Origin of the sequence: Aquibium pacificum (assembly GCF_040839445.1) — a bacterium.
In the GTDB taxonomy this organism is placed as follows: Bacteria; Pseudomonadota; Alphaproteobacteria; order Rhizobiales; family Rhizobiaceae; genus Aquibium; species Aquibium pacificus.
In genome coordinates, this window is sequence record NZ_JBDPGJ010000001.1 from 695,709 (window position 1) to 721,879 (window position 26,171).

The following is a 26,171-nucleotide window of genomic DNA, read 5'->3' on the forward strand; positions in this document are numbered from 1 at the left end:
GGTCCCGCAGTCGCACCACGATATTCGGAAGGGAAGACCGTCGTTCATACCGCACAAACGGAGTGGTATCGTGGCTGCGTGGCGGGCGGCTCTCTCATTCGTCCAGGGTTGCTACCCGCATTCGGCACCGTTCGGAACCGGTGCAAGGCACGTGGCGAGGTCTTGCGATTGAAAGCGCATCCCCAATGTTGAGACGGGTGCGGATTTGACCGCACCTGCGCGCCAAGCCTTGTTCCACGCTTATCGGAGAGGGATCTTGTTTTCAGCCACGGCATCGCATTCGGCGGGACTGCAAGTCGGCTGCGAACTCGTGATTTTCGATTGCGACGGCGTCCTGATCGACAGCGAGGTGATCAGCGCGCGCACGTTGATCAGGCAGCTCGGCCTCGTCGGCGTGAACGTCGATTTTGCACACGTGCAGAGACATTTCCTCGGGCGGTCCTGGTCCAAGGTGGCTGCCGAGATTCGACAGACGCACGGGCTCGACCTCACCACGGACTTCGAAGGCAACTACCGGTCCGAGCTCCTGAAGGCCTACGAGACAGAACTGAAGACGATGCCTGGCGTGGAGAGGGTGCTCGGAGGCCTGGCGGTGCCCTTCTGCGCGGCCACCAGCAGCAGCCCGGCGCGGGTCAGGCGCTCGCTCGAAATCTCGGCCCTCGCGTCCTTCTTCGGAGACCGCGTCTTCACCGCGTCGCAGGTCGAGCACGGCAAGCCGGCGCCGGATCTCTTCCTGCTGGCCGCCCGCTCCATGGGCGTCACGCCGGACCGATGCCTGGTCATCGAGGATTCTCTCGCCGGCATCGCCGCCGCCAGGGCGGCCGGGATGGAGGTGTGGTGCTTTGCCGGCGGCAGCCACTTCCAGCCAACGCTTTTCCATGGCGATCCGGCATTCGATGGCATCACCACCTTTGACAAGTGGGACCAGTTCTTCCAGATGGCCCCTGGACTTGGCCGGGGTGAGTGGGGATCTTCGGGATCATGAGCGCGAAAGCGGATACGGAGAGCAACCGGCTGGACGACGCGGCGCGCGCCGGGTGGCTCTACTACGTCGCGGGCAACACCCAGGACGAGATCGCCCGCAAGCTCGGCGTCTCGCGCCAGTCCGCGCAGCGCCTGGTTTCGCTGGCCGTGAGCGAGCGGCTGGTCAAGGTGCGGCTCGATCATCCAATTGCCCACTGCATGGAACTCAGCCATCGCCTCAAGGAGGAATACGGCCTGCAGGGCAGCGAGATCGTGCCCAGCGATCCCGACGCGCCGTCCTCCATCGTGGGCCTCGCCCAGGCCGGCGCGGCGGAGATGGAACGGCATCTGAAGTCGAAGCACCCGAAGATCATCGCCATCGGGACGGGCCGGGCGCTGCGCGCCTGCGTGGAACAGCTTTCGCCGATGGACTGCCCGCAGCACCGCATCGTCTCTCTGCTCGGCAACATGATGTCGGACGGGGCGGCGACAGCCTACAACGTCGTCATCCGCATGGCCGACAGGGTCAACGCGCGGCACTATCCCATGCCGCTTCCCGTCTACGCCCGCTCGGCTGAGGAGAAGCGCATCCTGCACAGCCAGGAACCGGTCCACAACATCCTCGAACTGATCCGCCAGGCGGACGTCACCTTCGTCGGCATCGGCAACATGGACATGAACGCGCCGCTCCTGATCGATGGCTTCCTGACCCGCGAGGACATCCGCGCCTTCACCCGGGCCGGCGCGGTCGGCGAGATCACCAGCTGGGTCTACGACGCGCGGGGAAAGGTCATCGAAGGGCTCGTCAACGACCAGGTCAACAGCGCTCCGCTCAGGGCCAACCAGGCCAATCCCGTGTACGGAATAGCCGCGGGCGAACAGAAGGTCGCCGCCATCCGCGGCGCCATGAAGGGCGGCCTGATCAACCACCTGATCTCGAACGAGCACACGGCCGAGCTTTTGCTCAAGGCGTAGGCAAAATTTCAGTATGTATAATATCCTGATTTTACAGGGATAATTTCGTTTTTCCAGGCGATATGCGTGCGATGGCCTCATCAGGCGCTTGACACGATGCGGCACGGGTGTGAATATTTGCCCGTAAGCATAGCAATTGCTCGCCTTACGATCCTTGGGAGGAAATCATGCACTATCTTACCCGCGCCCTTCTGGGCGCGTCGGCGCTGTCGCTCGTCTCGACCGCCGCCCTTTCCGAGACCCTCACGATCGCGACCGTCAACAATGGCGACATGATCCGCATGCAGGGTCTCACCGACGATTTCACGAAGAACAATCCGGGCATCGAGCTCGAATGGGTCACGCTCGAGGAGAACGTGCTGCGCCAGCGGGTCACCCAGGACATCGCGACGAAGGGCGGCCAGTTCGACGTGATGACCATCGGCACCTATGAAGTGCCGATTTGGGCCAAGCAGGACTGGCTCCTGCCGTTGGACGACATGCCGGAAGGTTACGACGTCGATGATCTCCTGCCGGCGGTGCGCGATGCGCTCTCCATCGACGGCACGCTCTATGCCGCGCCGTTCTACGGCGAATCCGCCATGGTGATGTACCGTACCGACCTCGCCGAGAAGGCGGGCGTGACGATCCCGGCCCAGCCGACCTGGGGCGACATCATGGCCGCCGCCAAGGCCATGACCGACAAGTCCGGCGAGGTCTACGGCATCTGCCTGCGCGGCAAGCCCGGCTGGGGCGAGAACATGGCCTTCATCACCGCCATGGCCAACAGCTACGGCGCCCGCTGGTTCGACATGGACTGGAAGCCGCAGTTCGACAGCCCCGAGTGGAAGTCGGCGCTCGACGACTATCTCACCATGATGAATGAGTACGGCCCTCCCGGCGCCTCCTCGAACGGCTTCAACGAGAACCTGTCGCTGTTCCAGCAGGGCAAGTGCGGCATGTGGATCGACGCGACGGTCGCGGCCTCCTTCGTGACCGACCCGAAGGACTCCACCGTGGCCGACAAGGTCGGCTTCGCCCAGTTCCCGGCCAAGGAAGGCATGGACAACCGCGGCAACTGGCTGTGGGCGTGGAGCCTCGCGGTGCCGGCGTCGACCGATTCGGCCGAAGCCGCCAAGAAGTTCGTCGCCTGGGCGACGGGCAAGGGCTACACCGAACTGGTCGCCGCGGCACAGGGCTGGCGCTCGGCGCCTCCCGGAACGCGCACTTCGCTCTATGAGAACCCGGAGTACCAGAAGGCCGCGCCCTTCGCCGAGATGACGCTGAACTCGATGAACGCCGCGAACACGCAAAAATCCTCCGTGCAGGACATCCCCTACACGGGCGGCCAGTTCGTCGCGATCCCCGAGTTCCAGGGCATCGGAACCTCGGTCGGGCAGCAGTTCTCGGCCGCACTCGCCGGACAGGTCAGCGCCGACCAGGCACTGCAGAGTGCCCAGCAGCTCACCGATCGCGAGATGCAGAAAGCCGGCTACCCCAAGTAGCGGCTCCTCCCGGCGGGGCCGGCCTCCCAGCGAGGCCGGCCTCCGTCCGCCGATCCCATCCGCCCACGGGGTTGCTCAGATGGCCACCGCTCATTCCCGCGCCGCCGCCAGGCTCATGATCGCGCCTGCCGTCATCCTGCTGCTCGGCTGGATGGTGGTGCCGCTGTCGATGACGATCTACTTCTCGTTCCTGCGCTACAATCTCCTGATGCCGGGAACCGAGGAATTCATCGGCTTCCTCAACTACCGCTTCTTCCTCACCGACCCCGCCTTCTTCGCGGCGCTCACCAACACGCTCCTCTTGGTGGGCGGGGTGCTTCTGATCACCACCATCGGTGGTGTCGCGCTCGCCCTCCTGCTCGACCAGCCTTTCTGGGGGCAGGGCATCGTGCGCATCCTCGTGATCGCGCCGTTCTTCGTCATGCCGACGGTTTCGGCGCTGGTCTGGAAGAACATGTTCATGAACCCGGTGAACGGTCTCTTTGCCTGGATGGCGAAGGTCGTCGGGCTCGAACCCTTCGATTTCCTCGCTCATGCGCCGCTTTTCTCGATCATCCTGATCGTCGCCTGGCAGTGGCTGCCCTTCGCGACCCTCATCCTCCTGACCGCCTTCCAGTCGCTGGATCAGGAACAGCTGGAGGCGGCCGAAATGGACGGCGCCGGCTTCGGCAGCCGGTTCATATGGATCATGCTGCCGCATCTGGCGCGGGCGATCACGGTGGTGATCCTGATCCAGACTATCTTCATCCTGTCCGTCTTCGCCGAGATCCTGGTGACCACCAATGGCGGTCCGGGCTACGCCTCCACCAACATAACCTACCTCGTCTACGCGCAGTCCCTGCTGCAGTTCGACGTCGGCGGCGGCTCGGCCGGCGGCATCGTGGCCGTGATCCTCGCCAACATCGTTGCGATCTTCCTGATGCGGATGATCGGCAAGAATCTGGACGCCTGACCATGGCCCGCGCAGCTTCCACCCGCCGTATCGCCGCCACGACCGTGGTGGCCTGGGCCATCGGCCTTCTCATCTTCTTTCCGATCCTGTGGACCGTGCTCACCAGCTTCAAGACCGAGGCCGAGGCTGTCGCCACGCCGCCCTCGTTCCTCCTGTTCGACTGGACGCTGGAAAACTACACCACCGTGCAGGAGCGCTCCGACTATTTCCGCCATTTCTGGAATTCGGTGATCCTGTCGGTCGGCTCGACCGTCATTGGCCTGATCATCGCGATCCCGGCGGCCTGGGCCATGGCCTTCGTGCCTGGCAAGCGGACGAAGGACGTCCTGATGTGGATGCTCTCGACCAAGATGCTGCCGCCGGTCGGCGTGCTGATCCCGATCTACCTCATATTTCGGGACACCAACCTGCTCGATTCGCGCGTCGGCCTCGTCGTGGTGCTGATGCTGATCAACCTGCCGATCATCATCTGGATGCTCTACACCTATTTCAAGGAGATCCCCGGCGAGATCCTGGAGGCGGCGCGCATGGACGGGGCGACGCTGTCGTCTGAAATCCTCTACGTGCTGACGCCGATGGCCATTCCCGGCATCGCCTCGACGCTGCTCCTCAACATCATCCTGGCCTGGAACGAGGCCTTCTGGACGCTGAACCTGACGGCGGCCAAATCCGCGCCGCTGACGGCCTTCATCGCAAGCTATTCCAGCCCCGAGGGGCTCTTCTACGCCAAGCTTTCGGCCGCCTCGACCATGGCGATCGCGCCGATCCTGATCCTCGGCTGGTTCAGTCAGAAGCAACTCGTGCGCGGCCTGACCTTCGGCGCGGTGAAATAGGGGGAGACCATGGGCAGCATCGTGCTGAAGCAGGTGACCAAGAGCTTCGGGACCACCAAGGTGATCCCGCCGCTCGACCTGGAGATCAACGACGGAGAATTCGTCGTCTTCGTCGGGCCGTCCGGCTGCGGGAAATCGACCCTGCTGCGCCTGATCGCCGGGCTGGAGGACGTCAGCAGCGGCGTCATCGAGATCGACGGCCAGGACGCGACGAGCACGCCGCCGGCCAAGCGCAGGCTCGCCATGGTGTTCCAGTCCTACGCGCTCTATCCGCACATGTCGGTCAGGCGCAACATCGCCTTCCCGCTGCGCATGGCCGGCATAGACAAGGCCGAGCAGGATCGCAAGGTGGAGGCCGCCGCCAAGGTCCTGAACCTGACAGACTATCTGGAGCGGCGGCCAGGCCAGCTTTCCGGCGGTCAGCGCCAGCGCGTCGCCATCGGCCGCGCCATCGTGCGCGAGCCCGAAGCCTTCCTCTTCGACGAACCTCTCTCCAACCTGGACGCCGCCCTGCGCGTCGGCATGCGGCTGGAGATCAGCGAACTGCACGAGCGGCTGAAGACGACGATGATCTACGTCACCCACGACCAGGTGGAGGCCATGACCATGGCCGACAAGATCGTGGTGCTGCGCGCCGGATACATCGAGCAGGTCGGCTCGCCGCTGGACCTCTACCGCAGCCCGCGCAATCTCTTCGTCGCCGGCTTCATCGGCTCGCCGCGGATGAACTTCGTCGAGGGCGCGGAGGCGAAGAAGCACGGCGCGCATACGATCGGCATCCGGCCCGAGCACCTGACGATCTCTCGCACCGAGGGCACCTGGAAGGGGACGGTGGGCGTATCGGAGCATCTCGGCTCAGACACCTTCCTCCATGTCCGCATCGACCATGGCACCGTGACGGTCAGGACCGACGGGGAGGTCGACCTGCATCACGGCGACACCGTCTACCTCACGCCGGCGCAGGACCGGCTCCATCGCTTCGACGACAAGGGCCTCGCGCTTTGAGACGACTGGAAGGAAAGTCGGCGCTGATCACCGGCGCCGCGCGCGGCATCGGCAGGGCCTTCGCCGAAGCCTACGCCCGCGAGGGCGCCACGGTGGCGATCGGCGACATCAACCTCGGGGGGGCGGAGGAAGCCGCCGCGGCGATCGGGCAGGGGGCCCATGCCGTGCGACTGGACGTGACCGACCAGACCTCGATCGAGGCCGCGGTCCGTGCCGTCGAGGAGCGTCGCGGCGGCATCGACATCCTCGTCAACAACGCCGCGCTGTTCGACCTCGCCCCGGTCGTGGAAATCACGCGCGAGAGCTACGACCGCCTCTTCGCCGTCAACGTCGCCGGCACATTGTTCACCCTCCAGGCCGCCGCCCGCTCCATGGTCGCGCGCGGCAAGGGCGGAAAGATCATCAACATGGCGAGCCAGGCCGGACGGCGCGGCGAAGCGCTGGTGGCGGTCTACTGCGCCACCAAGGCGGCGGTCATCAGCCTGACTCAGTCGGCCGGCCTCGACCTCATCAAACATGGCATCAACGTCAACGCGATCGCGCCGGGCGTCGTCGATGGCGAACACTGGGACGGCGTCGATGCGCTCTTCGCCCGCCATGAATGCCTGCGCCCGGGCGAAAAGAAGACGCAGGTCGCCGCTGCCGTCCCCTACGGACGGATGGGGACGGCCCAGGACCTGACCGGCATGGCGATCTTCCTCGCCAGCGCGGAAGCCGACTACATCGTCGCCCAGACCTACAATGTCGACGGCGGGAACTGGATGAGCTGATGTCCAATCCGCCCCCTGTCCAGCTTCGCCTCTCGGCGCTGTCGCACCTCCCGGTCGGTGTGGAACGCCCGACCTACAGGCGCTCCGACCTGTCGCCCGGCATACTTCACGTCGGCGTGGGCAACTTCCACCGCGCGCACCAGGCCATGTACATGCACCGGCTGTTCGAGAAGGGCAGCAATCGCGACTGGGCGATCGTCGGCGGCGGCGTCCGGCCTTCCGATACCTCCATGCGCGACAGGCTGTCGGCCCAGGACTGGCTGACCACCGTCGTCGAGCTCGACCCCGCCGGACTCTCGGCGCGCATCTGCGGCTCGATGATCGACTTCGTGCCGGTACAGCCGGAGGCGCTCATCGCCGCGATGGCTCGCCCGGAGATCCGCATCGTGTCGCTCACCGTGACCGAGGGCGGCTACTTCATCGATGCCGGGACCGGCGGTTTCGACGCCTCCCATCCCGACATCCTCGCCGATCTGGGCGACCGCGAAAATCCGAAGACCGTGTTCGGCGCCATCATCGCCGCGCTGGCCCGCCGGCGCGAGGCGAACCTGCCGCCCTTCACGGTGATGTCCTGCGACAACCTGCCGGAAAACGGCCACATCACCCGCCAGGCGGTGATCGGGCTGGCGCGCAGCATGCGCCCGGGAATGGAGGACTGGATCGCGAGCGACGTCGCCTTTCCGAGCGGCATGGTCGATTGTATCACGCCGGCTACCGGTCCGCGCGAGATCGTGCTGGTGCGCGACCGCTTCGGCATCGACGACGCCGCGCCGGTCGTGTGCGAACCGTTCCGGCAGTGGGTGCTGGAGGACCATTTTCCGCAGGGACGTCCCGCGCTGGAGGAGGTCGGGGTCCAGTTCGTCGCCGACGTCGCGCCCTACGAACTGATGAAGCTGCGTATCCTCAACGGCGGCCATGCGGCCATCGCCTACGTCTCGGGACTGCTGGGCATCCGCTACGTCCACGATGCCATGCGCCACCCGCTCGTCGCCGGCTTCCTCGACCGCTTGGAGCACGAGGAGATCATCCCCACGGTGCCTACTCCCCCGGGTGAGGATCTTGAGGCCTACTACCGCAAGATCGTCGAGCGCTTCTCGAACCCGGAAGTCGGCGACACCGTCGCGCGGCTCTGCCTCGACGGGTCCAACCGGCAGCCAAAGTTCATCCTGCCCACGATCGCCGACAGGCTGCGCGACGGACGCTCGGTCGAAGGGCTGGCCCTGGAGGTCGCGCTCTGGTGCCGCTATTGTGCGGCGATAGACGAGAACGGGAAGACGATCGAAATCGACGATCCAATGGCCGAAGAGCTGAAGAGCCGAGCGCGGGAGGCGAAGACCGATCCCTCCGCCTGGCTGCGGATGTCGCGGGTGTTCGGGCCGCTTGCCAGCCGGGACGCGTTCGCGGCGCCGTTTGCCGCTGCGCTGACGGCCCTCTGGCGGGATGGCGTCTCCCCGGTTGTGGAACGCTATATTCGTGGCGATTCCCCCGCCTGAACGGCATCGGGGAGGGAGAAAAGACGGATGATCCTGTGCTGCGGCGAGGCGCTGATCGACATGCTGCCGCGCGCGCTGGGGCAGGAAGGGACCGGTTACCTGCCCGCGCCGGGCGGAGCCGTCTTCAACACGGCCATCGCGCTCGGGCGGCTCGGTGCGCCGGCGGGTTTCTTCTCCGGCCTGTCGACGGACCTCTTCGGCCGCACGCTGGAAGCGGCGCTGGCGGGTTCGAAGGTCGACACACGGCTCTGCCTGCGCTCCGCGCGCCCGACGACGCTCGCCTTCGTGGAACTCGAGGCGGGGCAGGCGCGGTACACATTCTACGACGAGAACACCGCCGGCCGGATGATCGCGCCCGGCGACCTGCCGGACATCGGTCCTGACGTTGAGGCCATGCTCTTCGGCGGCATCAGCCTCGTCTCCGAACCCTGCGGCAGCGCCTACGAGGCGCTGATGCAGCGGGAGCACACCGCGCGCGTCATGATGTTCGATCCCAACATACGCGCAGCCTTCATCACCGACAGGCACGCCCATCTCGGGCGCATGCGCCGCATGCTCGCCATGGCCGACATCGTCAAGCTCTCGCACGAGGATCTTACCTGGTTCGGCGAAGGTACGGATGCCGACGCGGTCGCTCGCTCCTGGCTGGAGCTCGGTCCGCGCCTTGTCCTCGTCACGGGCGGCGGCGACGATGCGGTGGCCTACACGAGAAACGGGCATGTGCGCGTGCCGCCGTGCAAGGTCGAAATCGTCGACACGATCGGCGCCGGCGATACGTTCAATGCCGGCATCCTGGCGGCGCTCCACGAAGCCGGCCTGCTGTCGAAAGCCCGGATCGCAGATCTGTCCGATGTGCAGGTCCGAACCGCGATCGAATTCGCCAACAGGGCGGCAGGCGTCACTGTGTCGCGTGCGGGCGCCAATCCCCCCTGGCGAAGCGAAATCGCGTAGGGCGGCAAATTCCCGTGCGACCTGCTCCCTGAGACATCCCTGCCTTGCCGGACCGCCGGCCACCGAATTGCCCCAGGCTGGGTTTGCATGCTAGGGGCGGGGCGACTTGCGTTTGCCGGGAAAAGCGAATGAGACCTGATTATCGGCCCGACATAGATGGGCTGCGCACGGTATCCGTCCTGTCCGTCATCTTCTACCACTACGGTCTCGGACGCTTCACTGGCGGCTTTGTCGGAGTTGATGTCTTCTTCGTCATCTCGGGCTACCTGATCACCTCCATCATCTACCGCGAGATGGAACAGGATCGGTTTTCGATCCTCGCGTTTTACGATCGCCGCTTCAGACGCATCCTGCCGGCCACGCTCCTTGCGATCATCGGCACAGGCATCGTCGGCTACTTCGTTCTGCTTCCCAAGGATTTCGCAGGCTTCGGGGAGAGTGCGGTCTACGCATCATTCGGCTTTGCCAACTTCTTCTTCCTCTGGAACACCGGGGGCTATTTCGACAGCGCCGCCGACCTGATGCCCCTGCTTCACACATGGTCGCTGGCGGTCGAGGAACAGTTCTATTTCGTCTGGCCGCTGCTCCTGTTGTTGGTGTTCCGGTTTTCAAGCGGGTCGCGGACGGCGGTGGTGGCGACGCTCGCGCTCATCATCGCGGTCAGCCTTGGAGCATCGATCCTGATCGTGGAGCGGAACCAGCAGGTAGCGTTCTACATGCTGCATACGCGGGCGTGGGAACTCGCGATCGGCGCGCTCCTGGTGTTCGTGCCGGCGATCCGCCATCGCCTCGCGGCGGAAGCGCTCGCCGTGCTGGGTCTTGCGCTCATCGCGTATGGCGTATTCGCACTTACCTCCAGGTCACCGTTTCCCGGTCTCAACGCCCTCTATCCCTGCGTTGGCGCCGCGCTGCTGATATGGCCGACCGCGCAGCGGACGATGGTGGCGCGCGCTCTGTCGCTTCGCCCGATGGTCTTCATAGGGTTGATCAGCTTCTCGCTCTACTTGTGGCATTGGCCGATCCTGGTTCTCTACCGGCTGTACGGCATCGGCGACATGCCGGGAACCTACGAGAAGGTCGCCCTCATACTGCTCTCGATCTTGCTCGCGACGATATCACTCTACGCAGTCGAAAACCCGATCAGGAGGCGGCGTTTCGGCCATCATGTGACGATTCCGGCGGGGCTCTCCGCGGCGGCCGTCGTGGCCGTCTGCGGCTATGGCATCGTGGCCATGGCGGGTATCCCGTCGCGACTGGATCCCGATGTGCGGTACTACGCATCGTTCCTCGACTTCGATACCCCAAACCGGCGCGATCCTGCGTGCTTCATCACGAGCGAAAGCGCTCGCGAGGGATTGTCCTTCGAGTCCGACAGGTGTCTGGCCATAACAGCGGACAAACCGAACGTCCTGGTCATCGGCGACAGCCACGCAAACCACTACGTCGCATCGCTTCGTCAACTCTACCCCGGCATCAATTTCGCTCAGGCCACGGCATCCGGCTGCCAGCCGACGATTAAACCCGTCGGGTCGAAACGCTGCACGAACCTCATGAACGATGTCTTCCAAAAGTACGTTCCAGGAATGGATTTCGATGCCGTGATCGTATCGGCGCGATGGAACAACCATGGCATCAAGAAGCTCAGGAAGTCGGTGAAAGCCCTTAAGCGACACGTTGCCAAGGTCATCGTGCTCGGTCCAACGATCGAGTATCGGCACGAACTCGCGAGACTTCTGGCCAAGTCGAAAATGACCGGGCGCGATCTGATGCGGGAATCGCGTCGGTACGAGGCGAAGGCGAAGACCCAGAGAGCCGTCGAACGGGCGCTTTCGGGCACTTCGGCAACACTGGTCTCCGTCCTCGATGCCGTGTGCCCGCGAAAGAAGTGCCAGGTGCTGACGCCGGAGGGTGCTCCCCTGCAATGGGATTACGGCCACTTCACCACATCCGGCGCCACCTATGCACTGCAAAAGATGAAGTTGCCTCTACCGACCACGTCATCCAATCTCGCATCCAGCGCGCTGCACTAGGCCCGTCAATCATTCGGGTTCATCCACGCCATCGTGTGCTGCTTACGCGAAATCCGCATCGCGCAGCCATCGCGGGCGGAAGAGCCTCATGTCCTGTTGATCGGCGCTCGCAACTGTTGTTCATCTCGGGCACGAAACGTCGAGGAGCAGCATGGGCAGGCCGGTCAGCGTTGAAGATTATCGGCGGATCGCCGCGCGGCGGCTGCCGCGCGCCGTGTTCGACTATGTCGAGGGCGGCGCGGGCGACGAACGCGGCGTGGCGCGCAACCGGGCAGCGTTCGAGCGAATACTGCTCTCGCCGCATGCGCTGGCCGAAGTCAGCCGCCGCGATCTCTCCGTGCCGTTCTTCGACCGCCGTCTGCCGCTGCCCCTGGTGATCGGTCCGACCGGCCTCAGCGGTTCGGTGCGTCCCGGCGCCGACCTCATGCTCGCGCGGGCTGCGGCCCGCGCCGGGGTGCCCTTCGTCCTGTCCACCGCTTCGACCAGTTCGATCGAGGAGGTCGCGCGCGCGTCGGATGGAGAGAAGTGGTTCCAGCTCTACGTGCTCAACCGGGAACTCGCCGACAGCCTGACCAGGCGCGCGCTGGATGCCGGCTTCCGCACGCTGGTGCTGACCGTGGACGTCGCCGTCAGCGGCCGCCGGGAGCGCGACGTGCGCAACGGCTTCGGGATACCGTTCAGGATGACCCCGCGCTTCTTTGCGGGCTGCGCGGTGCGGCCGGCATGGTCGCTCGCCCAGGTGAGGCATGGTCTGCCGCAGTTCGGAAATCTCGTCAGCGCCGAGGCGAAGGACGCTTCGTCGCAGGCGCTGCTCATGCTGCGCCAGATGGATGCGAGCTTCTCGTGGGACGACCTCGCCGCGCTGCGGGAGCGGTGGCCGCACAGACTTCTGGTGAAGGGCATCATGCGGGCGGAGGACGCGGCACGCTGCTTCGCCTGCGGGGCGGACGGCGTGGTGATTTCCAACCATGGCGGGCGCCAGGTGGACGACACGCCGGCGCCGGTCGACGTGCTTGCTTCCGTCCGTGCGCCCGAGGGCAAGGCGGTGCTGGTCGACGGGGGTTTCCGCAGGGGCGCGGACGTGGTCAAGGCGCTGGCGCGCGGCGCGAACGCGGTGCTGCTCGGCCGCGCGCCGCTCTATGGCCTCGCCGCGCGGGGGGAGGCCGGCGTCGACGAGGTCATCCGCATCCTCGAGGCCGAGATGGACAACACGCTCGCGCTGATCGGCTGCCCCCGCGCGGAAAACCTGTCGGGCGAATTCCTCGCCTGAAGTTTCAGCCGATCGTCACCTCCACGAACGCCAGGCTTCGCTTCTCGCGGATGTGGCGGATGGCGTCCTCCAGCGCCCGCAGCAGCTCCTCGGCCGTGTCCACCTTCACCGCCCAGGCGCGGCTTGCTTCGGCGACCTTCACGAAATCCGGGCTCGGCTGAAGCGAAGTGAGGGGCATCCTGTTGGCGCGCGCGGCGTAGCCGTTTGGATAGAGGCCCGCCACCGAATGGCGCACCGCCGCCCATTCCGTGTTGTTCAGTACCAGCACCAGGATCGGGAGTTCCATTGCCTCTGCGATCTGATGGCAGGCGACCGGATTGGCAAACATGTAGGAGCCGTCGCCCATCGTGGCGACGATCAGCTTGTCGCGGTCGGCAAGCTGCATGCCCAGCGCACAGGGGAAGGACCATCCCAGCCCGCCCGAATGCGGCTCCTGATGCCATGATCCGTGGCGCTTCAGCACGATCGGGTCGAGCGGGCAGCCGAGTTCGGAAAGCACCGTCGCATCCTTTCCGGCGATCGCGTCCGACAGGCATTTCGACACGAAGGCCTTGGTCATCGGGTGGCTGGCAGCCGCCGCGTCCGCGGTCTTCGCGCGAATGGCGGGAACCCGGGTTTCCAGCAGCTTGCGGCGGCGCATGCGTGCGCCGACCTGGCGGGAGAGTCGCTCGCGCATGGCCTGTTCCAGCCGGACGATGCCTTCGCCGGTCTCGCACCCGATCGACAGGTCGGACCGGAAGGTGCGCACCGGAAAGCGCGCGAAGAGCGGGTCGGGGCCGAGATGCACGACCGTTGTGTCCGTGCCAGGCACGTGCATGTCGGGCCACCAGGGCGCGAGGCTGTCGATCACGAGGATCACGTCGGCCTCCCCGATCCAGGGCAGGGGATCGGCGCCGACATAGCAGGGATGGTCCGTGGCGATTGCGGTGGCGACCGCCCACCACTGGCAGACCGGGATCGACCAGTCTTCCGCGAGCTTCGATAGTGCCGCAAACCCGGCTTCCGATCCTGCGCCGCGCTGGGCGATGATGAGCGGCGACCTAGCCTCGGCCAGCAGGCGGGCGGTCTTCTCGATGTCGGCCGCATCGGCCGAACTCGTTACTGGCCGCATCGAGGGCGGAGCCAGGAGGCCGTCGGACGACACGCTCTCGCACAGCACCTCGCGCGGAAGGCTGAGGTAGACCGGGGCCTTCGGGGTGGAGTTGGCGATGGCGTGCGCGCGGTCGAGAAGCGGCCCGATCTGCTCGGGAAAGCGCAGCTCGTAGTCCCACTTGCAGGCTTCGCGCACCAGGGCCGTCTGGTCGCGCATTTCCTGGCCCCAGCCGATCGGCACCGTGCGGGCGCCGAAGCGGCCCTTTTCCATCACCGGCGTGCGTCCCGACATCAGGATCATCGGTATCTGGTCTGTCGCCGCGTTGATCGCGCCGGTGGAGCCGTTGGACAGGCCGACGTTCGTGTGCAGGATCACCGCCTGCGCCGCGCCCGTGGCTAGGTAGTAGCCATGTGCCATCCCCAAGGCTGCATGCTCGTGCGGGATGACCACCGCCTCGGGCAATGCGACGTCCTTGGCGGCAGCCTCGGCGAGACCCTCGATGATGGGCGGGAAGTCGGTGCCCGAATTGCAGAAAACGTAGTCGACACCGAGTGCCTTTAGCCGGGTGAACAGGGCGGCTCCCGCCGTCACCTCGGTGCTGCCGTCGATGCCTGCCGACCTGTCGAGCATCTTTTCCTCCGATTGCGCGCCCTCAGTCGTGGGGCGCCATATCCTTCAATCTAGTTTGGAATCAAACATCATCCCGTCTGCTGCGCAAGGGTCGCTCAGGCGAGTTCCTCGGTGATGCGCCGCAACAGCGCGATCAGCCTCTCCTTCTCCTCCCCCACGATGTTGTCGAGGACCCGGTCGTGCGCGGCGGCATGGTCCGCCAGTTCCGACAGGCGCTCACGGCCAAGATCGGTCAGGCTGAGCCCATAGCTGCGACGGTCGCCCGGATGCGGCGTCGAGGCGACGTAGTCGTGCCGGGTCAGGTCGCGCAGGACGGGCGTCAGCGTGGACTTGTCGCGCCCGGCCGCCCGGCTCAGCGCCATGGGCGTGATGCCCGGATTGTCGCCGATCAGGCTCAGCACGGCATACCAGCCGGGCCGCAGGTCGGCACGACCGGATTTGCGCTGGAAGGCGCGGAAGGATGCGTTCTGCGCCAGCCTCAGATGATAGCCGATATAGGTCTCGAGGTCGCCCAGGCGCACCTGTCGGGCGGATCCGCCGGCCAGGGAATCCCCGTCCGATTTCTGGTTTGCGACGTCCTTCATCCGCGGATCATAGGCCAAATGCAGTTTGGAGCCAAACTATCATCTTGCGCGGGGCAGCCTGCGGACATAGGCTCCCCCCGGAGGTCGGCGCCTGGCAAGATGCGTCAAGCGGCGGTTCGCATATCTCAAAGGGAGGAATAGACATGTTTCGCAATCGCACTCTCGCCACGACGGTCGCGGCATTCGCGCTCCTGTCGGGATCGGCACTGGCTCAGGATGCAGCGGTCGAACTGCGCCTGGCCCACTGGGTGCCGCCGCAGCACCCGCTGCAGGTCCACGGCATGACGGAATGGGCGGAATCGGTCAAGGAAGCTTCGGGCGGCTCGATCAACGTCACCATCTATCCCGCCCAGCAGCTCGGCCAGGCGGCGGACCACTACGACATGGCCCGCGACGGCATCGCCGACATCGCCTTCATCAATCCCGGCTACCAGCCCGGCCGGTTCCCGGTCATCGCGGCGGGCGAACTGCCGTTCCTGATCAGCAATGCCAAGGGCGGATCGGCGGGCCTCGACGCCTGGTACCGGCAGTATTCCGCGCAGGAGATGGCCGACGTGAAGGTCTGCCTCGTGCACTTCCACTCGCCGGGCACGTTCCACTCCAAGCAGCCGATCAAGGTGCCGGGCGACGTCGAGGGCATGAAGGTGCGTCCTGCGCACGCCACAATGGCGAGTTTCGTGACGCTGCTCGGCGGCCAGAACGCGCAGGTCTCCGCGCCCGAATCGCGCGATGCGCTGGAGAGGGGCGTGGCGGACGCCATCACGTTCCCTTGGAACTCGATCCTCATCTTCGGCATCGACAAGGCGGTTAACTATCACCTCGACATGCCGCTCTACGCGACGACTTTCGCCTGGGTGATGAACAAGGACAAGTTCGCATCGATGTCGGAGAGCCAGCAGAAGGTGATCGACGACCACTGCAACAGCGAGTGGGCCGAGCGGGTCGCCTCCGGCTGGGCCGATAACGAGGACAGCGGCCGTGAAAAGATCGCCGCGATGGAAGGACACGAGCTGATCGTGCCCTCCGAGGAAGACGTCGCCGCCTGGCGCGAGGCGGCACAGCCGCTGCGCGACCAGTGGGCCGAGAAGGTCACCGCCGCCGGCGTCGATGCCAAAGCAGCGATGGACGGCCTGATTTCGGAACTTGAAGGCCGCGACGCCGCCTACTGAGAACCGTGACGTGCGCCGGCCGGACCGGCGCACGCCCTCCTTCATGGATCTCGCGCGCGACGCGCAGGTGAGGTTCCTTTCGTCACATCAAGGCCGGATCGGGAAATGGGCGGTTTCGAGCGGGTCATCAGCAGGGTGTCTGCCGTCGTGGACGCGGCAGCCGCGATCTTCCTGGCGATCATCACGGCGCTGACATTCACCGCCGTTCTCCTGCGCTACGTCTTCAACCTGCCGTTCCCCGGTTCCTTCGACGTCAGCCGGCTGTTGCTGGGCGTGGCGATATTCTGGGGCATCGCGGCGGCGGCCTGGCGCAACGAGCACATCCAGGTCGACCTCTTGTGGCAGGTCATGCCGCGGACCGTCCGGAAGATCCTCGACATCTTCGCCGACATCGTCTTTGCGGGCTTCATCGGTGCGCTCGCCTGGATGCTGTACCGGCAGGTCGACAAGGTGCGCGATTCCGGCCTCACGACCTTCGAGCTCGCGATCCCGGTCTGGCCGTTCAACGCGGTGGCGTGGCTCGGCATTGCGTTCTGCTTCCTGGTGCTCGTCGCCCGGATCCTTCGCGCGATAGCGACCTTCCGCGAGCCGGCGCAGGGCCTGGAGCGATGATGGCCAACGACATCATCGCGGTCGGCGGTTTCGTCGTCCTCTTCCTTCTCCTCCTGCTTCGGGTTCCTATCGGCGTCGCGATGGGTATCGTCGGGATAGGGGGCTTCGGACTCCTGAGTTCCTGGACGCCGGCCTTGAACCTGCTCTCGCTGTCGCCGATCCGCACCGTCACGGACTATTCGCTCGGGCTGGTACCGATGTTCATCCTCATGGGCGCGGTGGCCTCCGCATCGGGCATGAGCGCGGAACTCTATCGCGCGGCGAATGCCTTCCTTGGCCACCGTCGCGGCGGTCTCGCCATGGCGACGATCGTCGCCTGCGGCGGATTTTCGGCCATCTGCGGGTCCTCGGTCGCGACGGCGGCGACCATGGCGAAGGTCGCGCTCCCGGAGATGAAGCGCTACGGCTATCCGGATACGCTCGCGACCGGCTCGATCGCCGGCGGGGGCACGCTGGGCGTCCTGATCCCGCCTTCGATCGTGCTCGCGATCTACGGGGTGATGACCGAACAGGACATCGGCCGGTTGTTCATTGCGGGGCTCATCCCCGGTATCCTGGCGCTCCTGATGTATCTCGCCACCGTCCGCCTCTACGTGGCGTTTTCCGGCGGCGGCATCCCGGCGCACGAGAGGGCTGGATGGAGCGAACGCTTCGCCGCCCTGCGCGGAGTGTGGGCGATCCTGCTTCTGTTCGTCTTCGTGATCGGCGGCATCTACGGCGGCATGTTCACGCCGTCGGAGGCGGCCGGAATGGGTGCCGCGGGCGCCATCATCATCAGCGTCGTGCGAGGCAGGATGGGCTGGCGGAAACTGTTCCAGAGCCTACTCGAAAGCATCCAGGTCACCGCGGGCATCTTCATGATCCTGATCGGGGCGATCCTGTTCGGCTATTTCCTGACGATCACCCAGACGCCGCAGAAGGTCACCAACTTTCTGCTGGGTCTGGAACTCGGCGCCTATCCGACCCTTCTGCTCATCCTGGCATTCATGCTCGTGCTCGGCTGCGTTCTGGACGCAATGGCCATGATCATCCTGATGATCCCGATCCTCTATCCGGTCGTCCTGGCGCTCGGCTTCGACCCGATCTGGTTCGGCGTCATCATCGTCATGACCGTCGAACTCGGCCTCATCACGCCGCCGATCGGCATGAACGTCTTCGTCATCAATACGCTCGCGAGGGACGTCAGCCTGCCCACCATCTATCGCGGCGTGCTGCCGTTCGTGGCGACCGACATCATCCGCCTCGGGCTGCTCATCGCATTCCCCTGGGTCGTCATGTGGCTGCCCAATACGATGCAGTGACGCAAACGCCTTGCGCGTAGCGGCCGGCCGACACGTCCTGAGGCGAGGTTTGGCGAGTTTCTAAGGCGCCGGGCGCTTCAGCCGACCTTCATCAGGACCATGGTGACGAAGGACATCACCTGTTCCCCATGCTGGTTGAAGGCCTCGTTGCGGGTCGTAAGCATGCGCCAGCCCGGGCGGCTGGCAAGAGCCCGGTGCGACTGCGGGGTGCGGGTGAAGGTGATGGTGTCGCCGGCGTAGACCGGTTTCAGCCATTTCAGCTCGCGCAGGCCGGCGGCGGGGCCGAACTCGACCGGATCGCCGAATTCCTTCGAGCGCTCCACGGTCGCGGCGAAGGTCGCCGCGTTGTATTTCATCCACATCGAGATCGTGTGCCAGCCCGAGGCGCAGAGCGCCTTGAACACGCTGTTCCTGGCTTCCTCCTCGTCGACGTGGAAGCGCTGGGGATCGTATTTGCGCGCGAAAGCCTTGATCTCCTCCGCGCCGAAGGTGTGGCTGCCGAGCGTCACGGTCTCGCCGATGCCGAGTCTCCTGTCGATGCTCATGCCGCCGCTCCGGGTTCGCGCAGCAGGAACATGCCGGAATTGGCCATGTCGCACACCAGGTCGCCATGCTGGTTGAAGAGTTCGTGCTTGACCGAGATGAAGCCGAGCCCCGGTTTCGATGACGAGATCCGCTTGGACAGGACGGTGGTTCGTCCCCTGACCGTATCGCCGGCCATCAGGGGGCGGCGGAAGTTCACGTAGTCAACGCCGGGAGAACCCTGAGATGTCGAATCCAGGATGTAGGCGTCGCACATCATGCGCATGAAGATCGACGTGGTGAAGAGGCCGGAGGCGGCGAGCCCGCCGAGCAGGCTCTCCTTTCCGGCTGCCTCGTCTAGATGCATCGGCTGGGGATCGAACTCGGCGGCGAACTCGATCATCTCGTCCGCTTCCACGGTGCGGGGCCCGAAATCGATCGAGCGCCCGACCTCGAAATCCTCGTAGGCCCACTTCTTGTCCGTCATCGCCTGCACCTGTTCAAAGCCGAACGGTTTCTGGCCGTTTTGAAGAGAGGGCGCAAGCACCTTGGAGGTCATTGATCACCCTGTCGCGGAGGCGGCGGAATTTGATCGCCGTAGACATTCGGAAGCAACGGGGCATGAAAAAGATCGCCCGCCCGGGCGGCGGGCGATCCGGACATCATCCGAGCGGATTGACGTCGTCGACGAAGCGGATCAGGTCCGCCATCGTGAACTCCCCCGCCGTCCTGGACGGGAGTTCGGGTTTCCAGTTCTTGCGCTGCCAGAGATAGGATTGCTGGTCGCCATGCACGAGCCCGACGAACACCTCCGCGATGATCGTGGAGCCAACCGGTCCGAGCCGAAGCCCGGCGTGTCGGACATGCGCTTCCTTCAGGATATAGTACCAGAGCGGCGTGGCCTTGTGCAGGCCCTGCGCCTTCGCCACCGCTCCATCGGAGCCGGAGGCGATTTCGTCCTGCGTCAGCGGATTCTTGACCTTCATCGCCGCGGCGATGTCCTGGCCGGACGGGAGGCCCAGATTGACGCCGCGCTTCAGGTTGCGGAAGGGAAGACTCGTGCCGTCCGGCAGCATGTGCAGTTCCTTCGCCAGGAACGGGTCGAGCCGGCGCGACGCGGCCGTGGCGACGCCCGCCTGGGGCGGCAGGTCGAGGTCGTAGAAGCGACGCCAGTCGAGGATCATCTTGCTCGGGACGCTCGCGTAGGCGGTTGCGGGCGGGTCCAGAGGCGGGGTCGGCGCGAGATCGCCCACGATGCCGCCCGAAAGGCCGCTGTACTCGAAAAGCGTCTTGAAGTCGGTCGGGCCGGCCACGCGGTTGACGTTGTAGAACTGTCGCACCATCGAGTGGCCGAGCCGATAGGCGGCGGCGGAAAACTCGATCGGCATGAAGGGCGTCTTGCGGAAGCGATAGAACTTTCGACCGTCATGCAGGATCTTCGCGACGATGCCCGGCTCGGTAAGCCGCTCCACCCAGTCGTGCAGCACGATCCACTGGAAGTGCCATGACGTCAGCCGCCGTGCCTCGGAAAACACGTCGGGCGGCGGATTGGCGGAACCGGCCAGCCAGTCGCAGACCGCGTTGTGGAACTTCAGGAAGAGCAGGTGCGTCTGCGCGACCAGGAGGTTCTCGTCGTTGCGATGATCCCCGATGAGCGCGAAACCCTCGGGGCTGCGCGGCAGGTCGTTACGGAACGCGCCTTCCCCGGAATCGAAGTTCCGGCCGATCAGGAGCTTCGGGCCATGCTTGCGGTCGGAGGAGGATCTGCGTGCATAGAGATGCGGGCTGCCGTCCGGGCCAAGCCCGTAGACGCAGTCGAGATCGAGCGCCGGCGTGCGAAAATTCTCGATGCCGAGCGGGTCCTTCTGCTTCTCGGCAAGCGAGGTGAGGTCGAGCGTGATGTCGTGGTCGATGAACTGGCCGAGGAAGGTGAAGCCGGCCGGAATGTTGGGGTTGTCCCCGGAAGCGTCGGCTGCACCTGCTTCGAGCATGGCGTCCGCCAGTGCCTGAAGCTTGGCATCCGGGATGTCGAGCGGCGCGAGCTTCGGGAACATCCTGCCGAACATGCCGGGGTCCCGGTTTCCCGACAGCGTGTCGAGCAGGGCCCGGTTCGGCTGGCGTCCGGCCTTTCCGTGGCCGTGGCTGACCTTCACCGTGTTGGAGGCGGCGGTCAGTATCTGCATCAGCGACTTGGGAATGTGCTTGGGTTCGGTCGCTTTCTTGACGTCTTCGAGGGTCTGAGGCATGGAGAAACTCCTTGCTGCCGCCGGTTTGCGGCGGGTGCGTGAGGCCCCTTTTCCGCGGCATCCCGCGGTCAGCAGTTCCCGGACAGCGCCGTTCGCGGGCACAGTGCTCCCCGCCTGTTCCCCTTGCCGTGATGTGAGCGAAATCCGGTCGAGGCAACCCACGGCACCGTCCGACTTGTCGTACCGGTGGCGGGGCTCACCCTTGGCGAGCGATAGCGAACGCCGCGGCACACGTCTGTGCGCGACTTCACACGTCAGAGCGGATGAGTTGGAACGAGGCGGAGACGCTCAGGTGTTGAACTTGAAGAGCATCACGTCGCCGTCCTGAACGACGTACTCCTTGCCTTCGTCGCGCGCCTTGCCAGCTTCCTTGGCCGCCACTTCGCCGCCCAGAGAGACATAATCGTCATAGGCGATGGTTTGCGCGCGGATGAAGCCGCGCTCGAAGTCGGTGTGGATCACCCCGGCGGCCTGTGGCGCCTTTGAGCCTTTTTCGACCGTCCAGGCACGCGTCTCCTTCGGCCCGGCGGTGAAATAGGTGATGAGGTCGAGCAGCGCGTAACCCTCGCGGATGAGGCGGTCGAGGCCGGGCTCCTCCAGCCCCATGGATTCGAGAAACTCGCGCGCCTCTTCGTCGGGCAGCTGCGCAACCTCCGCCTCGATTGCCGCGGAGATCACGACCGTGCGCGCGCCTTGCGCTTCGGCCATCTTCTCGACGGCACGCGTGTGCTCGTTGCCCGTCGCCGCGTCTCCCTCGGCGACATTGCAGACGTAGAGCACCGGATGCGCGGTCAACAGGTTGAGCCCCTGCAGGATACGAAGATCCTCCGCCGCGATGCCCTTCAGCATGACGCGCACCGGCTTGCCGTCCTGCAGGAGTTCCAGTGCGCGCTCCATCACGGAAAGCACCGTCATAGCCTCCTTCTCCTTGCCGCTCGCGCGCTTGCGGAACTGGACGATGCGCCGCTCCAGGCTGTCGAGGTCGGCGAGCATCAGTTCCGTCTCGACCGTCTCGGCGTCGGCGACGGGGTCGATGCGCCCCTCGACATGGGTGATGTCGTCGTCCTCGAAGCAGCGCAGCACATGCACGATCGCGTCGACCTCGCGGATGTTGGCCAGGAACTGGTTGCCCAGGCCCTCGCCCTTGGAGGCGCCGCGCACGAGGCCGGCGATGTCGACGAAGGAAATCCGCGTCGGGATGATCTCCTTGGATTTCGCAACGGCCGCGATCGCCTTAAGCCGCGGGTCGGGAACCGCCACCTCGCCGGTGTTCGGCTCGATCGTGCAGAACGGATAGTTCGCCGCCTGCGCCGCCGCCGTCCTGGTCAGCGCGTTGAACAAGGTCGATTTGCCAACGTTGGGCAGGCCAACGATGCCGCATTTGAAGCCCATGGTCTTGGTATTTCCTAGTGGAGCGGGATGTGTGGAGGGCTATGCCGGAATGGGCTCATGACCGTCAACCCGGGAATGGCATGACCGTCGCTCAGGTCTTCGGAAAGGAAGCATTCGCAGCGCAGGTCGATCGCTGAGGCGAGCAGCAGGCAATCCCACCACTGATAGCTGGTCCGCAGTCGTATGAGTCGCGCGGCAGCCGTGATTTCGAGAGAGATGGGGTGGTGCCGAAGGGCGCCGATCTGTCGACGACACCTCTTAGATCGGGTAGTTGATTTTATCCCGCGTCGGAGTGCATTTCACCGGCACATGTGGCGTAGGAGCTTCGAGACAGAAAATATGAAGATTTCACAAGTTGTGACGACGATAAGTACTAATAATAACGTGATGACGTAGCTCTTTATCGTTGGAGAAGGATGATACGACATAGGTGGAGACTATCGAGATGGGGACGTGATGCTCGATGTATATTCTTTACACTTGACAAGACGTAACTTTTATATTTCTTCCTAAGTGCGATTTACAGAGCTATGAATCAAAACCAGGATCCTAGTTCGTGCCGCGCTGCGTGCGTCAATTTCTCATATATTTCCCTTATTCCGTCAACCTGCCCACTTTTTTCAACCTGTTCCACAGTTGTGTAGCCTAGTATGTCTCGAATAGCAGTCTTCTGTCGCTTTCTAATGAGTTGATAGCAGTAGATTGGATAGGCAAATGGGCGGTCAGGGTCCTCTTGGAGACCAAGTCTCACTCCGCACAGATCAGTTCGATCAAACCCACCCCGAGATACATTATGCTGCTTGAGAATTGCTGACCTAAAACCATTTGCATTTCGTGTTCTTCCAAATGAATAAATAATATCACGCTGTTCAAAAATAACGCCACGAACACGGCGTGTTTTATCTTTTGATCTCGGCCTATAAGTAAGAAATTCGGCAACTGGTTTACTAGGCCTTGATGTTTTTATGAGCATATAGGCGATAATTAGATCTGTATTGCCCCGCCAGCGAATTATAAGATATGCACCATTTTCTTTTCCAGTACACTTCCTATTAAATTCCGATGCTTCATTGCTTATGTTGCCGTTGATGCCAGCAAAAACATTAGACAACGGTCTTCTTATGAAAACGCATTTATCATATATCAGCTTCAGATCAATTTTCATTTTGTACCAATGTGCATCGTCGAAATGTTCATCGAGAATACGACTTATTGATACGATTTCTTCCTTGTCAAATGACGTTAGACCTCGACAACAATTCTGAAAACGATTGGCCGCCTTGGCGGGAAATTTGCATAACCTCAATAGCTCGTCCCATGAGCACGGCTCCCAAGATCGATACTTAAAGAGAATACTGCCCAGCTCGGCTGACGATAATGTTGCTGACTCAATCAGACCAACCACTGATCGGCTCCATACAGGAAGATATGTAAGTCTGTAAGATTCTACGGAATCCGCTGGATTGCAAGAGTTATGGCTCAGAATGTGTAGCAGTTTTGTCAATCGTACAAAATCTCTCGAATTACTGGTCATGCAGATGAAATATAATAGCAATATTTCATATAGGCTCCAAAATTATAGATATAAACTCATATTAAATCGCGACTTTTTCCAATTCATTTGATATATTTTAGATACGGTGTTACGTATAAGAATACAAATCGTACAGAATAAGTGCCATGTAAACACGGTATACAATTTACCGAGAGAAGTTAAATTGTAATTGCTTATGTTACGCAGAAGGGAGAATGAAAATGCGTAATAATGACGCTGAAACGACGCTGGTATCTGCTTGGATCAACAATAGGATCAGGATCATACTTGTCGCGTTTATCACGTTCGTCGTTGTGCTGATGGCGTACGTGTCGGTTGCGATGGCTAGCCATGTTCCGATCGAGAGTGCCACAGATGGGAGCGCATATGACCAAGTTGAAATGACGAGAGATTTAGAGTGGAGTATCGCGACTCCTCGGGATCGCGCGATGCCTGTTCTCATCGCCTCATCATCGGATGATTTGTTTGACGGATTTCTACGCGGCATTGGGATCGCAGGGGGGTCAGCTGCAGTAAGCGCCGTCCTTGCGTGGCTTTGGTACTGGGGGGGTGCGGAAGCCCTCTGTTTGTCAGGTCTTTTCCCCCCCGCGTGCGTTTGCGTCGGGCCTCAGTGCTGACACCTACTTCAGGAAAATTGAAGCGCCCCCGCCAAAGTTCGCGGGGGCGCTTTACTAGTCTAGAACCATCGACTTACAATATTCAGCCGCCCGCCTGAGCATAGAATATCCTAACACTACGTATGGAATCCTGTGGGACTGTCGAGAGTGCGATCAACGCAAGCCCTCTTATCCCGCCGCTCCCGTCTGGCTCAGCCGCCGCTTCACTAGTCGCCATCCTTCCCGAACAGCCTCTTCAGCATCGCCGCCATCGGCCCTGTCTCCGGAACCTTCACCTCCGGCTGCTGCGGCCGGGCTTGGCGGATGTGGCTCTTGCCCTTCGCCGGGCGTTCTTCGCCGCCGCGCGAGGCTTCCGCCTTCGCGGAGCCGGGCACGGCGAGGCTCGTCTTGTTCATGAAGCCGTTGTCGTCGCCCTTGGCGAGCATTGCGGCGTTGTCGCCGATGGCGTCGAGCAAAGGCTCCAGCCATTCTTGGTCGGCCTTGGCGAAGTCGCCCAACACCCAGTTGTAGACGAGTTCCTTGGCGCCTGGATGGCCGATGCCGATGCGCACGCGGCGATAGTCCTTGCCGATGTGGGTATCGAGCGAGCGGATGCCGTTGTGGCCGCCCGCGCCGCCGCCGGTCTTGATGCGGACCTTGCCGGGGGCAAGGTCGAGTTCGTCGTAGAGCACCGTCACGTCGGCGGGGGTGAGCTTGTAGAAGCGCACCGCTTCGCCGACCGACTGGCCCGACAGGTTCATGAAGGTCTGCGGCTTGACCAGCAGCACCTTCTCGCCGCCCAGCATGCCCTCGGCGATCAGGGCCTTGAACTTCTTCGACCAGGGGGAAAAGGAATGGCGGCGGGCAATCGCGTCCGCCGCCATGAAGCCGACATTGTGCCGGTTGTTTTCGTGCTTTGCGCCCGGGTTGCCGAGACCTGCGATGATCTGCATGGTTTCCGCCTCCCGGCGCTAGAGCGTGTCTCTCGAAAGTGGGATCCGGTTTCGGGACAAAGACATGCGCAAAAACAGACAGCTGAAGCGCAGGGGGCGAATCGGAAAGATCGCGACGCGCCTTGAATGTCCTTGGCCAGACGGCGCGGGGGAGACTACTCCTCCCCGCCTTCTTCCTCCTCCGCGGCGCCTTCGGCGCCTTCATCCTCTTCCGACCTCAGGCCGGCGGGCGCGGCGATCGTGGCGATCGTGAAATCGCGATCGGTGATCGTCGGCTTGACGCCTTCGGGCAGCTTGACGGCGGAGATGTGGATGGAATCGCCGAGATCAGTGCCGTCGAGATCGACCGAGATGAACTCGGGGATCGCATTGGCCGGGCAGGTGAATTCGATCTCGTGACGCACGATGTTGAGCACGCCGCCGCGGCGAATGCCGGGAGACTTCTCCTCGTTGACGAAGTGCACGGGCACCTCGACGGTCACCACCGTGTCCTTGCCGACGCGCAGGAAATCGACGTGCATCGGGAAGTCTCGGACCGGATCGAGCTGATAGTCCTTCGGGAGGACCTGGATCTTCTTGCCGTCGAGATCGATCGTGGCGATGGTGGTCAGGAAGCCGCCGCCATGAATCTTCATGTAGACGTCCTTGTAGGTCAAGGCGATGGCGAGGGGCGCCTGCTTGTCGCCGTAGATGACGGCGGGTACTTTTCCGTTGCGGCGAACATCCCGGGCGGACCCCTTACCGACCCGTTCGCGCGCCTCGGCCTTCAGCTCGTAAGCTTCGTGAGCCATG

Annotated in this window: 23 protein-coding genes; 14 read left to right on the top strand and 9 right to left on the bottom strand. The window is 63.6% G+C overall.

The features are described from left to right. Window positions 1-256 precede the first annotated feature (256 nt). From ABGN05_RS03390 to ABGN05_RS03440, 11 genes are all read left to right on the top strand, one after another. Window positions 257-985: an HAD family hydrolase gene (locus tag ABGN05_RS03390; RefSeq protein WP_367952574.1), complete on the top strand. Its 729-nt coding sequence runs from the start codon at window positions 257-259 to the stop codon at window positions 983-985. Further along, entirely contained in the window at window positions 982-1,938 is a 957-nt protein-coding gene (locus tag ABGN05_RS03395) for a sugar-binding transcriptional regulator (protein ID WP_367952575.1), read from the top strand. The genes ABGN05_RS03390 and ABGN05_RS03395 overlap by 4 nt, the downstream gene beginning before the upstream one ends. 167 nt (window positions 1,939-2,105) lie before the next feature. Next, window positions 2,106-3,422, top strand: a complete 1,317-nt coding sequence (locus ABGN05_RS03400) for an ABC transporter substrate-binding protein (protein WP_367952576.1) — start codon at window positions 2,106-2,108, stop codon at window positions 3,420-3,422. Between the two features lie 79 nt (window positions 3,423-3,501). Then, window positions 3,502-4,374 (top strand): carbohydrate ABC transporter permease, encoded by an 873-nt coding sequence (locus ABGN05_RS03405; protein WP_367952577.1) that lies wholly within the window; start codon window positions 3,502-3,504, stop codon window positions 4,372-4,374. A gap of 2 nt (window positions 4,375-4,376) precedes the next feature. After that, window positions 4,377-5,207, top strand: coding sequence for a carbohydrate ABC transporter permease (locus tag ABGN05_RS03410; protein ID WP_367952578.1), 831 nt, complete (start codon window positions 4,377-4,379; stop codon window positions 5,205-5,207). A gap of 9 nt (window positions 5,208-5,216) precedes the next feature. Further along, the gene (locus tag ABGN05_RS03415) at window positions 5,217-6,212 is read left to right on the top strand and encodes an ABC transporter ATP-binding protein (RefSeq protein WP_367952579.1); all 996 of its coding nucleotides are present in this window, start codon (window positions 5,217-5,219) and stop codon (window positions 6,210-6,212) included. Further along, window positions 6,209-6,982: an L-iditol 2-dehydrogenase gene (locus ABGN05_RS03420; RefSeq protein ID WP_367952580.1), complete on the top strand. Its 774-nt coding sequence runs from the start codon at window positions 6,209-6,211 to the stop codon at window positions 6,980-6,982. Before ABGN05_RS03415 ends, ABGN05_RS03420 begins: the two co-directional genes overlap by 4 nt. Continuing rightward, window positions 6,982-8,475 (top strand): mannitol dehydrogenase family protein, encoded by a 1,494-nt coding sequence (locus ABGN05_RS03425; RefSeq protein WP_367952581.1) that lies wholly within the window; start codon window positions 6,982-6,984, stop codon window positions 8,473-8,475. Before ABGN05_RS03420 ends, ABGN05_RS03425 begins: the two co-directional genes overlap by 1 nt. A gap of 27 nt (window positions 8,476-8,502) precedes the next feature. Continuing rightward, on the top strand, window positions 8,503-9,426 hold the full coding sequence (locus ABGN05_RS03430; RefSeq protein ID WP_367952582.1) for a carbohydrate kinase family protein: 924 nt from the start codon (window positions 8,503-8,505) through the stop codon (window positions 9,424-9,426). Window positions 9,427-9,554: 128 nt separating this feature from the next. Beyond that, window positions 9,555-11,456, top strand: coding sequence for an acyltransferase family protein (locus ABGN05_RS03435; RefSeq protein WP_367952583.1), 1,902 nt, complete (start codon window positions 9,555-9,557; stop codon window positions 11,454-11,456). Window positions 11,457-11,607: 151 nt separating this feature from the next. After that, window positions 11,608-12,726 carry an alpha-hydroxy-acid oxidizing protein gene (locus ABGN05_RS03440; RefSeq protein ID WP_367952584.1) on the top strand — a complete coding sequence of 373 codons (1,119 nt, stop codon included), beginning with the start codon at window positions 11,608-11,610 and terminating at the stop codon, window positions 12,724-12,726. A gap of 4 nt (window positions 12,727-12,730) precedes the next feature. Here the strand turns inward: ABGN05_RS03440 and ABGN05_RS03445 are convergent, their stop codons facing one another. Then, a complete protein-coding gene (locus ABGN05_RS03445; RefSeq protein ID WP_367952585.1) occupies window positions 12,731-14,449 on the bottom strand; it encodes a thiamine pyrophosphate-requiring protein in 1,719 nt (572 codons plus the stop codon). A gap of 95 nt (window positions 14,450-14,544) precedes the next feature. Then, the gene (locus tag ABGN05_RS03450) at window positions 14,545-15,033 is read right to left on the bottom strand and encodes a MarR family winged helix-turn-helix transcriptional regulator (RefSeq protein WP_367952586.1); all 489 of its coding nucleotides are present in this window, start codon (window positions 15,031-15,033) and stop codon (window positions 14,545-14,547) included. 143 nt (window positions 15,034-15,176) lie between these two features. Here ABGN05_RS03450 and ABGN05_RS03455 point away from each other — a divergent pair, with 143 nt between their 5' ends. The 3 genes from ABGN05_RS03455 to ABGN05_RS03465 all read left to right on the top strand — a co-directional run bounded on the left by ABGN05_RS03455 (window position 15,177) and on the right by ABGN05_RS03465 (window position 18,115). Next, entirely contained in the window at window positions 15,177-16,202 is a 1,026-nt protein-coding gene (locus ABGN05_RS03455; RefSeq protein WP_367952587.1) for a TRAP transporter substrate-binding protein, read from the top strand. Between the two features lie 105 nt (window positions 16,203-16,307). Next, window positions 16,308-16,814 carry a TRAP transporter small permease gene (locus tag ABGN05_RS03460; RefSeq protein WP_367952588.1) on the top strand — a complete coding sequence of 169 codons (507 nt, stop codon included), beginning with the start codon at window positions 16,308-16,310 and terminating at the stop codon, window positions 16,812-16,814. Then, the gene (locus ABGN05_RS03465) at window positions 16,814-18,115 is read left to right on the top strand and encodes a TRAP transporter large permease (protein ID WP_367952589.1); all 1,302 of its coding nucleotides are present in this window, start codon (window positions 16,814-16,816) and stop codon (window positions 18,113-18,115) included. The genes ABGN05_RS03460 and ABGN05_RS03465 overlap by 1 nt, the downstream gene beginning before the upstream one ends. A gap of 77 nt (window positions 18,116-18,192) precedes the next feature. Here the strand turns inward: ABGN05_RS03465 and ABGN05_RS03470 are convergent, their stop codons facing one another. The 7 genes from ABGN05_RS03470 to ABGN05_RS03500 form a co-directional block, all read right to left on the bottom strand. Then, window positions 18,193-18,660 (bottom strand): MaoC family dehydratase, encoded by a 468-nt coding sequence (locus ABGN05_RS03470; protein ID WP_367952590.1) that lies wholly within the window; start codon window positions 18,658-18,660, stop codon window positions 18,193-18,195. After that, the gene (locus ABGN05_RS03475; protein WP_367952591.1) at window positions 18,657-19,124 is read right to left on the bottom strand and encodes a MaoC family dehydratase; all 468 of its coding nucleotides are present in this window, start codon (window positions 19,122-19,124) and stop codon (window positions 18,657-18,659) included. The genes ABGN05_RS03470 and ABGN05_RS03475 overlap by 4 nt, the downstream gene beginning before the upstream one ends. Window positions 19,125-19,299: 175 nt before the next feature. Continuing rightward, the gene (locus tag ABGN05_RS03480) at window positions 19,300-20,883 is read right to left on the bottom strand and encodes a peroxidase family protein (RefSeq protein ID WP_367952592.1); all 1,584 of its coding nucleotides are present in this window, start codon (window positions 20,881-20,883) and stop codon (window positions 19,300-19,302) included. A gap of 288 nt (window positions 20,884-21,171) precedes the next feature. Next, window positions 21,172-22,275 carry a redox-regulated ATPase YchF gene (ychF, locus tag ABGN05_RS03485; RefSeq protein WP_367952593.1) on the bottom strand — a complete coding sequence of 368 codons (1,104 nt, stop codon included), beginning with the start codon at window positions 22,273-22,275 and terminating at the stop codon, window positions 21,172-21,174. Between the two features lie 535 nt (window positions 22,276-22,810). Further along, window positions 22,811-23,680, bottom strand: a complete 870-nt coding sequence (locus tag ABGN05_RS03490) for a hypothetical protein (RefSeq protein WP_367952594.1) — start codon at window positions 23,678-23,680, stop codon at window positions 22,811-22,813. 973 nt (window positions 23,681-24,653) lie between these two features. Beyond that, complete coding sequence (pth, locus tag ABGN05_RS03495; RefSeq protein WP_367952595.1) at window positions 24,654-25,379, bottom strand: aminoacyl-tRNA hydrolase; 726 nt, start codon at window positions 25,377-25,379, stop codon at window positions 24,654-24,656. A gap of 155 nt (window positions 25,380-25,534) precedes the next feature. Then, the gene (locus tag ABGN05_RS03500; RefSeq protein ID WP_367952596.1) at window positions 25,535-26,170 is read right to left on the bottom strand and encodes a 50S ribosomal protein L25/general stress protein Ctc; all 636 of its coding nucleotides are present in this window, start codon (window positions 26,168-26,170) and stop codon (window positions 25,535-25,537) included. Between the last annotated feature and the right edge of the window lies 1 nt (window position 26,171).

Bases quoted from the DNA above. Each gene is read 5' to 3' on its own strand.
- ABGN05_RS03465 (WP_367952589.1), top strand. From the start codon at position 16,814: ATGGCCAACGACATCATCGCGGTCGGCGGTTTCGTCGTCCTCTTCCTT.
- ychF (WP_367952593.1), bottom strand. From the start codon at position 22,275: ATGGGCTTCAAATGCGGCATCGTTGGCCTGCCCAACGTTGGCAAATCG.
- ABGN05_RS03450 (WP_367952586.1), bottom strand. From the start codon at position 15,033: ATGAAGGACGTCGCAAACCAGAAATCGGACGGGGATTCCCTGGCCGGC.
- ABGN05_RS03455 (WP_367952587.1), top strand. From the start codon at position 15,177: ATGTTTCGCAATCGCACTCTCGCCACGACGGTCGCGGCATTCGCGCTC.
- ABGN05_RS03405 (WP_367952577.1), top strand. From the start codon at position 3,502: ATGGCCACCGCTCATTCCCGCGCCGCCGCCAGGCTCATGATCGCGCCT.
- ABGN05_RS03430 (WP_367952582.1), top strand. From the start codon at position 8,503: ATGATCCTGTGCTGCGGCGAGGCGCTGATCGACATGCTGCCGCGCGCG.
- ABGN05_RS03440 (WP_367952584.1), top strand. From the start codon at position 11,608: ATGGGCAGGCCGGTCAGCGTTGAAGATTATCGGCGGATCGCCGCGCGG.
- pth (WP_367952595.1), bottom strand. From the start codon at position 25,379: ATGCAGATCATCGCAGGTCTCGGCAACCCGGGCGCAAAGCACGAAAAC.
- ABGN05_RS03435 (WP_367952583.1), top strand. From the start codon at position 9,555: ATGAGACCTGATTATCGGCCCGACATAGATGGGCTGCGCACGGTATCC.
- ABGN05_RS03500 (WP_367952596.1), bottom strand. From the start codon at position 26,170: ATGGCTCACGAAGCTTACGAGCTGAAGGCCGAGGCGCGCGAACGGGTC.
- ABGN05_RS03480 (WP_367952592.1), bottom strand. From the start codon at position 20,883: ATGCCTCAGACCCTCGAAGACGTCAAGAAAGCGACCGAACCCAAGCAC.
- ABGN05_RS03460 (WP_367952588.1), top strand. From the start codon at position 16,308: ATGGGCGGTTTCGAGCGGGTCATCAGCAGGGTGTCTGCCGTCGTGGAC.
- ABGN05_RS03410 (WP_367952578.1), top strand. From the start codon at position 4,377: ATGGCCCGCGCAGCTTCCACCCGCCGTATCGCCGCCACGACCGTGGTG.
- ABGN05_RS03395 (WP_367952575.1), top strand. From the start codon at position 982: ATGAGCGCGAAAGCGGATACGGAGAGCAACCGGCTGGACGACGCGGCG.
- ABGN05_RS03415 (WP_367952579.1), top strand. From the start codon at position 5,217: ATGGGCAGCATCGTGCTGAAGCAGGTGACCAAGAGCTTCGGGACCACC.
- ABGN05_RS03470 (WP_367952590.1), bottom strand. From the start codon at position 18,660: ATGAGCATCGACAGGAGACTCGGCATCGGCGAGACCGTGACGCTCGGC.
- ABGN05_RS03475 (WP_367952591.1), bottom strand. From the start codon at position 19,124: ATGACGGACAAGAAGTGGGCCTACGAGGATTTCGAGGTCGGGCGCTCG.
- ABGN05_RS03425 (WP_367952581.1), top strand. From the start codon at position 6,982: ATGTCCAATCCGCCCCCTGTCCAGCTTCGCCTCTCGGCGCTGTCGCAC.
- ABGN05_RS03445 (WP_367952585.1), bottom strand. From the start codon at position 14,449: ATGCTCGACAGGTCGGCAGGCATCGACGGCAGCACCGAGGTGACGGCG.
- ABGN05_RS03400 (WP_367952576.1), top strand. From the start codon at position 2,106: ATGCACTATCTTACCCGCGCCCTTCTGGGCGCGTCGGCGCTGTCGCTC.